13 protein-coding genes are annotated in these 14,159 nt (G+C 70.2%); 7 read left to right on the forward strand and 6 right to left on the reverse strand.

Annotation, left to right across the window (positions count from 1 at the left end):
- Positions 1–47: 47 nt before the first annotated feature.
- Positions 48–599: a DUF5872 domain-containing protein gene (locus SALPAC2_RS0106525; RefSeq protein WP_018215845.1), complete on the forward strand. Its 552-nt coding sequence runs from the start codon at positions 48–50 to the stop codon at positions 597–599.
- Positions 600–714: 115 nt separating this feature from the next.
- Here SALPAC2_RS0106525 and SALPAC2_RS0106530 read toward each other — a convergent pair whose 3' ends face one another.
- Entirely contained in the window at positions 715–2,883 is a 2,169-nt protein-coding gene (locus tag SALPAC2_RS0106530) for a carbohydrate-binding module family 20 domain-containing protein (RefSeq protein ID WP_018215846.1), read from the reverse strand.
- 179 nt (positions 2,884–3,062) lie between these two features.
- On the opposite strand from SALPAC2_RS0106530, the gene SALPAC2_RS0106535 reads away from it, so the two are divergent.
- A complete protein-coding gene (locus SALPAC2_RS0106535; RefSeq protein WP_018215847.1) occupies positions 3,063–3,944 on the forward strand; it encodes a serine hydrolase domain-containing protein in 882 nt (293 codons plus the stop codon).
- Between the two features lie 118 nt (positions 3,945–4,062).
- Complete coding sequence (locus SALPAC2_RS0106540; RefSeq protein ID WP_018215848.1) at positions 4,063–4,458, forward strand: VOC family protein; 396 nt, start codon at positions 4,063–4,065, stop codon at positions 4,456–4,458.
- Here the strand turns inward: SALPAC2_RS0106540 and SALPAC2_RS0106545 are convergent.
- Both SALPAC2_RS0106545 and SALPAC2_RS0106550 read right to left on the reverse strand, forming a co-directional pair.
- Positions 4,447–5,118, reverse strand: coding sequence for a helix-turn-helix domain-containing protein (locus SALPAC2_RS0106545; protein WP_018215849.1), 672 nt, complete (start codon positions 5,116–5,118; stop codon positions 4,447–4,449). The genes SALPAC2_RS0106540 and SALPAC2_RS0106545 overlap by 12 nt on opposite strands.
- 60 nt (positions 5,119–5,178) lie before the next feature.
- Positions 5,179–5,619, reverse strand: coding sequence for a cupin domain-containing protein (locus tag SALPAC2_RS0106550; protein ID WP_018215850.1), 441 nt, complete (start codon positions 5,617–5,619; stop codon positions 5,179–5,181).
- A gap of 167 nt (positions 5,620–5,786) precedes the next feature.
- On the opposite strand from SALPAC2_RS0106550, the gene SALPAC2_RS0106555 reads away from it, so the two are divergent.
- Positions 5,787–6,227, forward strand: a complete 441-nt coding sequence (locus SALPAC2_RS0106555; protein ID WP_018215851.1) for a hypothetical protein — start codon at positions 5,787–5,789, stop codon at positions 6,225–6,227.
- A 65-nt stretch (positions 6,228–6,292) separates the two neighbouring features.
- On the opposite strand, the gene SALPAC2_RS0106560 is transcribed toward SALPAC2_RS0106555, so the two are convergent.
- Positions 6,293–8,746, reverse strand: coding sequence for an ABC transporter permease (locus SALPAC2_RS0106560; protein WP_018215852.1), 2,454 nt, complete (start codon positions 8,744–8,746; stop codon positions 6,293–6,295).
- Positions 8,743–9,486 (reverse strand): ABC transporter ATP-binding protein, encoded by a 744-nt coding sequence (locus tag SALPAC2_RS0106565; protein WP_018215853.1) that lies wholly within the window; start codon positions 9,484–9,486, stop codon positions 8,743–8,745. The genes SALPAC2_RS0106560 and SALPAC2_RS0106565 overlap by 4 nt, the downstream gene beginning before the upstream one ends.
- Before the next feature lie 148 nt (positions 9,487–9,634).
- Here SALPAC2_RS0106565 and SALPAC2_RS0106570 point away from each other — a divergent pair, with 148 nt between their 5' ends.
- From SALPAC2_RS0106570 to SALPAC2_RS0106580, 3 genes are all read left to right on the forward strand, one after another.
- Positions 9,635–10,771, forward strand: coding sequence for a sensor histidine kinase (locus tag SALPAC2_RS0106570; RefSeq protein ID WP_018215854.1), 1,137 nt, complete (start codon positions 9,635–9,637; stop codon positions 10,769–10,771).
- Positions 10,768–11,424 (forward strand): response regulator, encoded by a 657-nt coding sequence (locus SALPAC2_RS0106575; RefSeq protein WP_018215855.1) that lies wholly within the window; start codon positions 10,768–10,770, stop codon positions 11,422–11,424. Before SALPAC2_RS0106570 ends, SALPAC2_RS0106575 begins: the two co-directional genes overlap by 4 nt.
- Positions 11,425–11,727: 303 nt before the next feature.
- Positions 11,728–12,585: an SDR family NAD(P)-dependent oxidoreductase gene (locus tag SALPAC2_RS0106580; RefSeq protein ID WP_018215856.1), complete on the forward strand. Its 858-nt coding sequence runs from the start codon at positions 11,728–11,730 to the stop codon at positions 12,583–12,585.
- Here the strand turns inward: SALPAC2_RS0106580 and SALPAC2_RS0106585 are convergent.
- Positions 12,536–14,158 carry an MFS transporter gene (locus SALPAC2_RS0106585; RefSeq protein WP_018215857.1) on the reverse strand — a complete coding sequence of 541 codons (1,623 nt, stop codon included), beginning with the start codon at positions 14,156–14,158 and terminating at the stop codon, positions 12,536–12,538. The two genes, SALPAC2_RS0106580 and SALPAC2_RS0106585, sit on opposite strands and share 50 nt — an antisense overlap.
- Position 14,159: the final 1 nt, after the last annotated feature.

The raw sequence follows: 14,159 nt of genomic DNA on the forward strand, positions 1-14,159 counted from the left end.
ACCGGGATGCGGGGCGTAGGGCACGCCGGCACCGGGTAGCCGAGGGCATGGCGCGGTACACCGATCCGAAGCTACGAAGAAAAATCAAAGACGAGATCAAGGCCTCCGACAAGGGTGCCCGGCCCGGACAGTGGTCGGCCCGAAAGTCGCAGCTACTGGTCAAGGAGTACGAGAAGCAGGGCGGGGGCTACCAGGGACCACGAGACGAACGGCAGCGATCCCTGCGACAGTGGGGCCGGGAGAAGTGGCAAACCCGAGAGGGCGACACCCGGGCGCGCCAGGACGGCGAGACGAAGCGCTACCTGCCCGAACGCGTGTGGAAGGAACTCCCCGAAAAGGAACGCCGCGCCACCGACACCAAGAAACGTAAGGCGTCGAGGAGCGGCCGGCAGTACGTGGCCAACACCGGGCCAGCCAGCCGCACCCGCCGCGACACCACGTCGGTCGACCGGCTACTCGACCTGCGGGTCCCCGACGCGGCGAAACGGCTGACCCGGCTCGACACCCCCCAACTCCGGTCGGCGCTACGGCGCGAACGCGCCGGCAAGAGCCGAAAAACGCTGGTCCGCCGAATCGAGGCGGAACTCGCGCGCCGGTAGGGCACCCACCGCAGGTGGCCGGGTCGGCGCGGCGAGACACCACCGCATACCGCGGCTGCGCCCACCACTAGGGCCCACCCGCGGAGGTAATCCCGAGGGTGGGCCCGGGGAGCGGCTAGCGCCAGGTGTCGGTGTTGGTGCGGGTCCCGGTGGCCGGGGTGGTGAAGCTCCGGTTCGACTGGGACTCCCAGGTCACCGAACCATCCGGATTCTTCTTCACGTACTTGTACTCGATGTGGGTGTTCGGCGGCAGGTCGACCGTCGCCCGCCAGACCGGGTAGTCGGCCGCGGAGAGCGCGATGGCGTTGTCCGGATTCCAGCTGCCCAGTTCCGCGACATTACCGACCACAAAGACGTTCTGCCCGAAGTAGGTGTAGACGGTGGCGTGGAACGAGCTGGCGATCGCCGGGGCGGGGATCGAGTCGCCTCGGAAGGTCTCGGTCAGCGCGTACGTCCCCGAGGCGGGGGTGGTGAAGCTCCGGTTCTCGCCGGACTCCCAGGTCACGTCTCCCCCGCTGGTCACCTTGATGAACTTGTACTCGACCGCGGTGGACGGGGGCAGGTCGATCGTGCCGCGGTAGGTGTTCCCACCCTGCGGGGTCAGCCGCACCGCAGCGGTCGGGGACCAGGAGCCGAGCTCGGAGATGTTACCGACGGCGTAGACGTCCTGGTCGGCGCTGGGGGTAGCGCTGACCGTGAAGGTCGTGGCGACCTCGTCGGTGGGGTCACCGGTGGGGCTGACCGTCGGCGACGGCGTCGCACCGGGGCGGGCGTTGACGTGGATGGCGACAGCGTTGTTCGCCGGGATACTCACAGTGGCCTGACCGCCGGTGACGGTCACCGTAGCGCCGGTGCAACCGCTACCGTCGGCCGCGCCGGAGATGACGTCGCAGTAGTCACCGTCGGCGAGGCCGGTGGTGAAGGTGGCGGTGGTGGTGCCACCGGAGTCGTTGATGCCGATCCAGGCCCGGTCGCCCCGGTGGAAGCCGATCACGTTGTCGTTGACCGCGGTGAAGTCGGTGACGCTCTGGACCGAACGCGCCGCGTTGGCCCAGCCCACCATCCCCTTGATGCCGGTGCTCTGGCTCAGGCAGTTCCAGGCGCCACCGCAGACCGTGTCGGTGACGTACCCGCCACCGTCGTGTGGTGGGGACTGATTCCGATTCGACCAGGTAAAGCTGTCGAAGACCGACGGCTTGCCGTGCGGGTAGGCCAGCGCGAAGTAGTTGGCGAGCACGTAGTCGGTGCCGTCCTTGTACGACAGCACCACCCCGTCGCGCTCCAGGTCGTGATTGGTGACCATCGAAAAGACGTTGGCACTCGGTGCGTCGAGGTTCCAGTTCGGAATGTCGCCCAACGTCGCGATCGAGCCCTGGAAGGCGGAGCGAATACCCTTGGCGTACGCGAAGTCGAGCACGTCGCCGTTGCCGATGAACGCCCGGGCCTGGAGCTCAGGGTTGTTGGCGCCGTCGAAGATCTCCTGGGCGACGTAGGGGCGCCGCCCCTCCGCGACGGTGTCGTCCAGCCGGCTGAGGATCGCCGCGAAGTCGTCCTTGCGGATGTGCTTGACCGCATCCACCCGGAAACCGTCGACGCCGAGGCCGATCAGGTCGTTCAGGTACCCCGCGATCGTGTCTCGGACGTACTCCTTCTCGGTGTAGAGATCGGCCAGGGAGAGCAGCTCGCAGCTGGTCACCTGAGCTACGTTGTCCCAGTCGTTGATGGAGCCGTCGGTCGGGCAGTTGTCGCCCGGACGGTGGAAGTCGCCCCCGCCGTAGGGCACCGCGGGGTAGTCGTAGCCGGAGAACTCGGTGCCGGCGTAGCCGCGGGTGCCGGGCGGGTTGTTGGTACCCGCCATGTGGTTGACGATCGCGTCCACATAGACGCGTACGCCCGCATCGTGGCAGGTGGTGACCATGCTGGCGAACTGCTCCCGGTTACCGAACCGGCTCTCCAGCTGGTACGAGACGGGCTGGTAGACCTCGTACCAGGGGTGCACCCCGTCGGCACTGTTCGGTAGGTACACCGACTCCTGTGGCGGGGCCACCTGCACCGCGCCGTAGCCGGCGGGGCCGAGGTGGTCGGTGCAGGCGGTGGCGACCGAGTTCCAGTTCCACTGCCACAGGTTGGCGGTCACCTCGCTGTCGTTGAGGACGACGGCGGCGCGGGCGGAGCTGGCGGTGGTCGCGGCGGCGACGACCGCGGTGCCGCCCACCGCGACCAGCGCGGCGGCGAGCACCAGACGGCCGGCGCGGCCAACTGGATGTGGTCTCGCGGTTTCCATGACGGGGACCTCTCGTGCGAAGGGGCGCTCGGCAAGGGCGGACGGCCATCCGGTTGCGAACACGATGCGGCATCTATGAAAGAAGTTGCAAGAGTTTTCGGAAACATTCTCGAAACTTCACTGCTCGCCGTCACTCGACCACCAGAGCCACGCACCGGCGGCACGCTAGGGTGGGCGGCATGACCCAAGTGGACATAGTGGTGCGACAGGGCGACGAGGTCGTCGTCGCCGACTCCACCGAGTCGCGCTTCCAGCTGGCCTCGGTCAGCAAGCAGTTCACTGCCGCTGCCGCGCTCCTGCTGGTGGAAGAGGGCACGCTCCTCCTCGAGGATTCCCTCAGCCGCTGGATCGACGGCTGCCCGGAACAGTGGCGGGACATCACCCTGCACCACCTGCTCAGCCACACCTCCGGCCTCGGCCACTGGGACGACTACCCCATGATCGATTTGGGGCAGTGGGTCGAGCCGAGCGAACTACTGAAAACCTTTCACTCCGTACCGCTGCAATTCCCACCCGGCGCGGGCTGGAGCTACAGCAGCCCGGGGTACGTGCTGGTGGCGCAGATCGTCCAACGATCCGCCGACACGCCCTACCGGGCCTTCCTGGCAGACCGCATCTTCGACCGCCTCGGATTGACCCAGACCTTCGCCGGAATGCCCACCGCACGGCCGAACCTGGCACTCGGCCACGACGCGGACGGCCAGCCGTTGCGGACCTGGGAGCTGGACGTGGTCGGCATGGGAACCGGCGACGTGTGGTCGACCGCCAACGACATGCTGACCTGGCTCGACGCCCTCCAGGGTGGCCGGCTGTTGAGCGAGCCCTACCGCACGCTGATGCTGACCGAGCAGGCCCGGACCGGCAAGGGTCCGGAGGAGAGCGGCTACGGCTACGGCGTCTTCCTGGGCGAGCTCAACAACCGGCGGTGGTGGCACCACAGCGGCCACAACGCGGGCTACAAGACGTTCGTCGGGCACATTCCGGAACTGGACCGCCGGTTCGTGGTGCTCAGCAATACCGAGGCGACCACCCCCAGCATCCTGGAGCCGCTGCTCGCCTAACGGCGGGCCGGCGAGAGACTCGGCCCTGCGAGGGGCGGGCCCGTGCGTACGGCTCACGGGTTGCCGCCTGTCCGATTCGTTCAAGACGGAGACGCGGGCCGCCCCTACCGTCGAGGTCATGGCACCCACCTTCAACGCGATCGGCCTCGCGGTGGCCGACATGGCAGCATCTCTCTCCTTCTACCGCCGACTCGGCCTGCCGTTTCCGGCCGGCGCGGAGGATGAACCGCACGTCGAGGTGACCGTCTCCGGCGGCATCCGTCTCATGTGGGACACCCACGCCTCATTGCGGTCGTTCGATCCCGACTACGAACCCGGGCCGCCCTCCGGCGGTTGGGCCTTTCGCTGCACGGACGCGGCCGAGGTGGAGAAGCTCCACGCCGACCTCGTCGCCGCCGGCTACCCGTCGGTCCAGGAGCCCTGGGACGCACCGTGGGGACAACGCTATGCACAGGTGCGTGACCCGGACGGCAACGTCGTGGACCTCTTCGCCCAGCTCACGTCACCGCAGTAGCGCGGTGAGCGGCACCCCGGCCAACGCCCGCACCTCGCGGGCGAGGTGGGCCTGGTCGGCGTAGCCCGCCGCAATCGCTACCGACGCGAAGGGCTGACCGGTCCGCGCCAGCGCGACGGCCCGCTGCATCCGCAGGATCCGGTGCAGGGTCTTCGGCCCGTAACCGAACGCGGCGTTGCTACGTCGCTGCAGCTGCCGGGAGCTGAGTCCGCAGCGCGCCGCGACCAGGCCAACGGACAGTCCGGCCCGCGCGGCACCGGCCAGGGCGACCATCGCACAGTCGGTGCCGCGCCAGCGACGGCGCGCCGCGGCCGTCAAGGCGGCGAGCGGATCCGCCGCCTCGGTGATGGCGCGGACGGACGCCGCCGGCCACACCGCTTCCAACGGCACCTGCCGATCGACCACCTCACTGGCGGGTATGCCGAGCACGCCGGGCCCGGTCCCGGCGCCGAACCGCAGCGCGGCGTAGCGACTGCCCGGCGCGGAGGGCGCCACCCGAGCGGAGGTGTCCGGCCCGGCGACAAAGACCGCACCGTCCCGCCAGATCAGGTCGAGGCAGCCGTCGGGCAGCACCCGCGCCGAAGCGCCATCCGGTGCCGTGACGCTACGCCACGCGACGACGTACGGCAGCGGCGAAGCCCATTCTTCGTACCCGCCCACGATCCTCCTCCGGAGGGGTACCGACCCGACGCGGCGGCCTCCGCTCCCCCGGCAACAACCCTATTCCAGCCGGAAGTCAGCGAAGTCGAACCCGGGCGCCACCACACAGCTGACCAGGACCGGTTGGTCACCGGCGGGGATCGCGGCCTGCCACACCCCACCCGGAATCAGCACCTGCGGACGCTGACCGACGGAGACATCCGAACCGAGAGTTACGTCGCTGGATTCGCCCGCCGGCTGCTGGCCAGAACCGCCGAACCGGAGCGTCAGCGGACCGCCCGAGTGCCACAACCACAGCTCGTCCGAGCGCACCACATGCCAACGGGAGCGCTCACCGGGATGCAGCAGGAAGTAGATGGCCGTGGCCGCGCTACGGCTGCCGTCGTACCCGGTGGGGTGCAGCGTCTGCGTGGAGCGCCACGTCTCGCGGAACCAGCCGCCCTCGGGGTGGGGCGCGAGGTCAAGCAGCGCAACCAGCTCTGACCGCTGCACATCCGGCACGCGAAACTCCTCTCGCTCAGGTGTCGCCCAGGGCGAAACCGCCTGGACCTAGTACGAAGGCGACGGCCTGACGGTAACAGGGACGGCATCGATTTCCGGTAGTCTCCCAGTGCCGTTGAGTTCACCGATTGGCAGGGCGACACCGCCATCACAACCGGGGAGCCATCATGAGTGTCAACACCGTCATCGGTGTAGCGATAGCACTGTGCGCCACCGTGGCGATAATTCTCAATCTGAGCCGTCACCATGATGCTGGGCAGACTTTCGGCCGGTCGTTGCGGCTACTCGCCTTCGGCGGCGCACTGGGAGTCGCCGTCCCCCTGCTGCCCGACACCGCGTCGGACGGTGGTGCCGCCGTCGGCTACCTGTTGGGCGTACCGGTGGTCGCGGCTGGACTGCCCCTCGTCGCTGACCTGACGCGCCGCGCCGTCCGGGCCACGACGGCGCTGGGCGCGCTGGTGATGCTGTCCTGGGGCCTGCTGCCCGGTTTCGAAAACGGGATATACCTGATGATCCCGGCGCTCGTCCTCGGCGTGGCGGCGATCGCGTCGATCGCTCCAAGCCATGGACTGCCGCCCGAGCCCACGGAACGACCCAGCGGAGCGTGACCGGGCGACACAGCACAGTGCCGGGCCGGCTTCCGAAGACGCACCACCAAGATCCGCGAGACAACCTAACGCGTCCAGCTCAGCGCCGGGGAGATCCGCGTCGCCCGCCGCGCCGGTACGACGCTGGCCAGCACCCCGGTCGCCACCGCTGCGACCAGCAGCAGAGCCAACTGCCACCAGGGCAGTGCGATGACCGGGGTGGCCGTCGCGCCCACGGCGGCGGTCGCGCCGACCAGGCCCACCGGCACGCCGATCAGCAGGCCGGTGCCGGCGCCGATCACGGTGATGGTCACCGCCTCGATGGCGAGCATCGCCCGTAGTCGCCCGCGCCGAGTGCCGAGCGCCCGCAACAACGCCAGCTCCGGCGTACGCTCGATGACCGACAGGCCCAGCAGGTTCGCCACGCCGAGCAACGAGATGATCACGGTTACGCCGAGCATCGCGAGTGCCAGCCCGAGCAGGATGGCGAGCACCTCGGCGAGGTCGCCCCCCTCGGTGATGCCGCCGCCCAGCTCCACCGCCAGATCACCGGCGGTCACCGCATGCACCTGTTCGGCCAGGGCAGCCCGGTCGAAGTCGGGATTCGCCACCGCCCAGATCGTGGTGGGAGTCGTCGGGACGCCCTGGGCTGCGAGCGCGTCGGCGGAGGCCACCCCGAGGAGTTGCCCCGTGGTGTCGGCCAGCCGGGAGGTGCGGGCGACAAAGCTCAGGCTCCGGTCACCGACACCGACGCGCACCGGGCTCCCCTCCGGCAGGCCGCGAGCGGCCAGGTACGCCTCGGGCACGAGGACGACCGGCACTTCAGTGGGGGTGGCGAGCTCGGGTGCCAGCCGGTCGACCAGGCTGACGGGCAGGGCCGCGATTCGAGTCGGCGTGGCCTTGCCGGCGTCGGAGAACCGGGCGTTCACCGTACCCACGGTGGCCGCGGCAGCCAGCTCGGGTACAGCGGCGAGAGCCCGAACCGTGGCACCGTCGACGGGGCTACCTTCAGTGTGGGCGCTGACGGCGACCGGATAGCGGGCCGCCAGGTCCGCCTCCACCGTGGCCTGCCCAGTTCTGGCCGCCACGGTCAGGCAGGCGATCAGGGCCGAGCCGACCACCACGGCCATCGCCGCCGTGGCGGTCCGCCGGGCGTTCTGACTCAGGCTGCTCCCGGCCAGGCCAGCGGCGACGCCGAGTCGCTCCGACACCCGGGCGATCGGCGGCAGCAGCATCGCAATCAGCCGGGGCAGGACGAGCAGCAGGCCGGCCGCCAGCAACAGGCCACCGGCGAGGGCCAGCGGCAGCGAGCCACCGACCCCCGCCACGGCCAGCACCGCGACCGCACCGAGCGTGACCACCGCGCCGGCGACCAGGCGGCGCGAAACGCGGGCCGCGGCGAGCGGCACCTCGGGAAGCTCCCCGAGTGCCCGGACCGGTGCGACGCCCGCGGCGCGTCGGGTTGGCAACCCGACGGCGAACAGTGTGGCCAGGATCCCGACCAACACGCTGCCGGTCAGGGCTAACGGGTTCACCCGCAGGCCACCACCGCTGATGCCGAGCAGGTCGGCGCCGAGGAAGCCGACCACGAGCCCCGCCGCCGCACCCACGACAGCGCCGGCCGTGCCCACGATGGCGGCCTCAGCCAGCAGGATCCCGCTGACCTGACTTCGGTGCCCGCCGACGAGCCGCAGCAGCGCGGTCTGACGAACCCGTTGGGCGACCACCACCTGGAAGGTGTTGGCGATGACCAGGATCGCAGCCAGCAGGGCCACCGCGACGAGGGCCAGCGTCAACACGATCAGCTGGGTACTCCCCCCGACGAGGCGTGCGGCGGCCTCGTCCGCTGCGACGGAAGCACGCACCGCCGACGCGCCCGCCGGCAGTAGGCGATCGATCCGGTCGACGGTGGCCTCGAGCCGATTCGGGTCGTCAATCGTGACCAGGGCGGCGTGCGGCACATCGTCGGCGAAGTAGGCCGGGTCGGCGTAGAAGCGGAACGACGCACCGGCCAACGGACGGAACCCCAGGTCGGTCGAGCCGGTCACGGTGACGGTTTCCGGCCTCCCGTCGCCCGGCCGGAAGGTCAACCGCTCGCCGACGCCCACCCCCAGCTCGTCTAGGGTCCGCTGGTCCGCGACGACCTGCTCCGGGCCGGTGGGCCACGTGCCACGGTCCAGGTCGAACCAGCGGACCGCGGTGGTGGCGGCAATGCTCTGCACGGTTGCGGAACCGCGCCGCTCGCCACTGACGACACCGACGGTCCGCACGAACTCCGGGTCGACCGTTCGGACGTGCGGGACCTCCGCCACCGTCCGGTACCAACCCGGGTCGGAGGTCGAGTCCGCCGCGGCGACGACGATGTCGGCCGTGGTGAGCGGCGCCGCCGCGGTGCGGCGTAGCCCCTCGCCGGCGGTGGCGACGAAGGTGGCGGTGGCGACGAGGAACCCCGTCGCCAGCAGAACCGCGACGATGATTGCCAGGAACCGGGTCGGATAGGTACGGACCTGCGCCCAGGCCAGTGCGACGATCACCCTCATCCCGTCACCGCGGCCAGCGAGGCGAGGATGGTGTCCCGAGTGGGCTGCCGCAGTTCGGCACGGATCCGGCCGTCGGCCATCACCAGGGCCCGGTCGGCGTGCGCCGCGGCGCCGGGGTCGTGGGTCACCATGATGATCGTCTGCCCGTACCGCCGCGCCGCGTCCCGCAGGTCGGCCAGCAGGGCCCGCCCGGTGGCGATATCCAGCGCACCGGTCGGTTCGTCGGCGAACACGACACTGGGCTGGGCCAACAGGGCCCGGGCTACCGCGACGCGTTGCTGCTCGCCCCCGGACAGCTCGGTCGGGTGGTGCTCCATCCGGTCGCCGATCCGCAGCCGGTCCACGATGATCCGCAGCCGCGCCGGGTCAACCGGCCGGCCGGCGAGCCGCAGCGGAAGCGTGATGTTCTGCCGAGCGGTCAGCGTGGGCAGCAGGTTGAACGCCTGGAAGATGAAGCCGATCCGATCTCGCCGCAGATCGGTCAGCGCGCGGTCGTCCAGCCCCGCCACCAGCGTGCCAGCCACCCGGACCGAGCCCGCGGTGGGAGTGTCCAATCCCGCCAGCAGCTGCATCAACGTGGTCTTTCCGGAGCCGGAGGGACCCATGATGGCGGTGAACTCGCCGACGGCGAAATCGGCGGAGACCCCGTCCACCGCCCGAATCGCGGACTCTCCGGCACCGTACGTCTTGTAGACGTCTCGGCAGCTAACCATGTCGGCACTCGCCGTCTGCATCACCATCTCACCGACGGTAGGCAGGCTCCCGGCCGGGCACATCCGTCCGGGGCATCGCCTTTCGCCCCTGGCCCGATACCCTGGTATCGAGGCTTCGGTATCGTCCGGGGCAGCGGCAATTCCCCAGCAGCAGTTCCCTGAATACCCTGAACGAGTGCGGGTCGAAACGAAGCGGGTGCTGGTGGTGGACGCCGGCATCGCACTCGCCGCCGTGGCCGGCTGTTTGGGGCTCGGCCTCATCGGACTACCGGCCTGGTACTGGTCGGCGGCGCTGGCCTCGTTGCTGGCGATCCGCCGGGTCGCACCGCTAACCATGCTCGGGCTCGCGGCGCTCAGCTCGGGCACGCAGGTGCTGGTGACGCAGAGCGTCGTCTTCCCCGGCGACCTCGTCGGCTTGGTCGCCATGCACGCAGTCGCCGCATACGCCACCGAGCGGATGCGGCACGCCGGCCTCCTGCTTGGCCTGACCGGCGCCCTGGCGGTGACCGGCTACGCCCTGCACACCGTGCCGAGTTGGCCGGGCGGCGCCGGGCTGCTCGGCAGCGTGATCGTGGCTACGTCGCTCGCCGCCTGGTCAACCGGGTTGCGGCACCGCCAGCAGCGCAATGCCGTGGCGCATGCCGAGCATCGCCGGCGGCTCGCCGAAGCGGAGAGCGCCGTCCGCTCCCAACTCGCGGTGCACGAGGAGCGGACCCGGATCAACCGCGAGATGCACGACATCATCGCGCACTCGCTGGCCTCGATCATCGCTCAGGCCGAGGGTGGGCGGGTCGCCGCCCGGGCCGACGCCGTCGTCGCCGGTCCACTGTTCGACCAGATCGCGAGCACCGGCCGGGAAGCACTCACCGACGTCAAACGCCTGCTCACCACCGTCGCCGAAGCGGACGACGAGCTGGACGCCAAGGGGCTACCCGCGCTACCCACGCTCCTGACCAGCGTCGCCGCCGCTGGTCTCCCGGTGACCCTGACAACGGAGGGAGTCGAGCAGCCCCTCGGGCCCGGGATGGATCTCGCCGTCTACCGGGTGATCCAGGAATCGCTCACCAACGTCATCAAGCACGCACCCCGGCAACAGGCGCAGCTGCGGATGCACTGGCAGCCTGGGCTACTCACCGTCGCCGTGACCAGCCCACTGTTGGGGCACGATGGCAGTGCGCCGGTTCCGGGGCAGGGCCTGGCCGGCATTCGGCAGCGTTGCGCGCTGTTCGACGGAGGCTGCACGGTGACCACCGGGGCAGAGTTCACGGTCACCACCCGGTGGCCGCTGGTCCAGGAGGGAACGCTGTCGTGACCGAGCCGCCCATCACGGTGCTCATCGCCGACGACCAGGACCTCGTCCGCACGGGATTCACGCTCGTCGTCAACTCCGCCACCGACCTGCGGGTGGTCGCCACCGCCGCCACCGGCGCGGAGGCGGTAGACCTCGCCGCTGCGCACCAGCCGGACGTCATTCTGATGGACATTCGGATGCCCCACACCGACGGTATTACCGCCACCCGAACCATCCTCGCCGCCCCCGGGCCCCGCCCGAAGATCATCGCGCTGACCACGTACGACAGCGACGACTACGCGACCCGGATCCTCAACGCCGGCGCCAGCGGCTACCTACTCAAGGACTCGACCGCCGAGGCGCTCACCGCGGCCATTCGCACCGTGCACCGGGGAGAGGTCGTCCTCGCACCCGCAACCACCCGGCGCCTAGCCGCCGGTCAGGACCGGCCGAGCCCGGCTCAGCGGGGCACAGTCATCGATGACTTCACCGACCGGGAACGTGACGTCTTCCACCTGATCGTGGCGGGAGCGAGCAACGCCGAGATCGCCCAACGGCTACACCTCGCCGAGGTCACGGTGAAGACCCACGTCGGCCGGGTGCTGGCGAAGCTCGGCGTACGGGACCGCGTCAACATCGTGATCTGGGCATACCGCAACGGCGTCGTCCACTGAGCCTTTCCGCGTAGCGGGTCGGGACGTTGGGTGATCAGGCGGCTCTACACCCCAGCTATGAGGGCAGCTCGACAGCGGACGGCACAGCACCGCCTGGTCACGGCAGGACGACGCCCGGTCGCCCCGGCGTCCCCGTTCCAGGCTGAGCAGGTCGGCCAGGCACCGCACGCTCTCCCGTCGGATCCCGCAACCCGGCGGCCTCGGCTAGGCCCACCGCGTACTGTCTTCCTGAACAGACGCGCATGGCAGGCGCGGAGCGTTTGTCGAGCAACCGGAAGCCCCATTCCGACTGGGAGTACGACATTGAGTACGGGTACGAATCGCTGCGTCCTGATCACTGGAACGTCCTCCGGCATCGGACTGGCCACCGCCATCGCCTGCGCCCGAGCGGGCTGGACGACCGTGGCCACGATGCGGGACACCACAAAGGCGGAGGCGCTGAACGCCGCCGCGGCGGCCGCCGGGGTGTCCCTGGACATCCGGGCCCTCGACGTCACCGGCGAGTCGGTCCGGGAGAGTATCGACTCGGTGGCGGCTGAGCACGGCCGGCTCGACGCCGTGATCAACAACGCTGGCGCCGCGTTCCTCGGCACCGTCGAGAACGACGACCTCGCCGACATCCGTGCCTGCGTAGAGGTGAACTTCTTCGGCGTGATCCAGGTGTCCCAGGCGGCGATGCCGCACCTGCGGGCCAACGGCGGCCGCCTCCTGACCATCAGCAGCGTCGGTGGCAGCGTCGGGCAGCCCTTCAACGAGGCGTATTGTGCCGCGAAATTCGCCGTCGAGGGCTTCATGCAATCGCTGGCGCCGGTCGCCCGCACGGTCGGCGTGCAGGTCGGTGTCGTCGAGCCGGCCGCAGTGACCAGCGAGTTCGTGGCCAACGCCAACGTGGACATCCCAGCAATGGTGGCGCAGGCCGGGCCGTACGCGCCGGCGCTGACCGCGTACGTGCAGCGGGTCCAGTCGATGTACGAGGCGGACACCGGCAAGCCCCAGACGTCCGACGAGGTCGCAGCTGTGGTCATGGAGGTGCTGACCGCGCCGGAGCTACCCTTCCGGACGCAGACCTCGAACGAGGCTCGGGACTTTGTGGGCCGGTCGCTGTCGGACCTCAATGGTTCGGCCGTCCTCGGGGAGACCCGGGGCTGGGTCGGCCAGTAGGGCCGACGGCCTCCCGACCGAGGTGCGGTGGGGACGAGCCGGCGGAAGCCGGCCGCTCCGCCGTCGGGCGAACCCGGCGCAGCAGCGACGCCGACAGCACGGCGAGGAGCACTGCCAGCCCGGCGCTCACCCCGCCAGCGGTGTTGAAGCCACTGGTGAACGCGGCCCGCGCCGCCTCCAGCAGTGCCGCGCCGGCCGGTTCGGGCAGCTGCTCGGCGACGACGGTGGCGCCAGTGAGGGATTCCGCAGCCGCCTCGGCGGCATCTCCCGGCAGGCCCACCGGGACGGCGGGGGTGACCGCACTGCGGTAGACCGCGGTGCCGATGCTGCCCAGCAGCGCGACGCCGAGCGCGACACCGAGTTCGGTGCTGGTCTCGGAGATCGACGATGCGGACCCGGCCCGCTGTGGTGGAGCGGCCCCGATGATCAGGTCGGTACCCAACACGGCTCCGGGGCCGAAACCGAGGTAGACGAGCACCAGGCCGAGCACTGCCAGGCCGAGCCCCCCGGCACTGCCCACTAGGCCGATCAGCGAGTAGCCGACCGCCGCGACCGCCATGCCCCCGGCCACCACGTAACCCGGGGTGACGCGCCGCGCGAGCAGCGGCGCCAGCATCGACCCGAGCAGCATGGCGATCGCGTACGGCACCATCCACAGGCCGGCCCGCAGCGGGGAGAGACCCGCGACGAGTTGGGCGTACTGCGCGAAGAGCAGCGCGATGCCGCCGATGGTGGTCCCACCGACCAGCATGATGAGCAGCGCCGCGCTGAAGGTGCGGTTGGCGAAGAGGCGGATCTCCAGCAGCGGGTGGGCGAGCCGGCGCTGCCGGCGGACGAAGACCGCACCGACCACGAGGCCGACGATCATGGCCAACAGCGGCACCACGCCGAGGCCGTCCTTGGCCAACTCCTTGAGGCCCCAGACGACCGGTAGGACGGTGACCAGGGAGAGCGCGACGCTCACCAGGTCCAGTCGACCGGCGTCGGGATTTCGGTACTCCGGCAACAGGACCGGAGCGGCGATCAGCAGTACGGCCATCACGGGTACGGCGAGCAGGAACACCGAGCCCCACCAGAAGGACTCGAGCAGGGCCCCACCGATCAGTGGGCCGAGGATCGAGCCGATCATGAAACAGCTCATCCAGATGCCGATGGCCACGGTACGCTGCTGCGGATCGCGGAACATGTTGCTGATCAGCGACAGGGTTGACGGCATCAGCGTCGCGCCGGCGACCCCCAGCAGTGCCCGCGTGCCGATCAGCATCTCGGCGCTGTTCGAGTACGCGGCGACGATCGAGGCCACGCCGAAGGCAGCGGCGCCGATCATCAGGAGGCGCCGTCGGCCGATCCGGTCACCGAGGGTACCCATCGTGACCAGGAATCCGGCGATCATGAACCCGTAGCTGTCCATAATCCACAGCAGTTGCGCGGCATCCGGCGCCAGGTCGGCGCTCAACTGCGGTAACGCCAGGTAGAGCACGTTTAGGTCAAGTGCCAGCAGCAGCGTGGGCAGGGCGAGCACCGCGAGCCCCACCCAGTCCCGCCGGCCGGCCCGACTCTCGTCGATGTCCATG

The sequence above is a fragment of the Salinispora vitiensis genome, from assembly GCF_000378825.1.
In the GTDB taxonomy this organism is placed as follows: Bacteria; Actinomycetota; Actinomycetes; order Mycobacteriales; family Micromonosporaceae; genus Micromonospora; species Micromonospora vitiensis.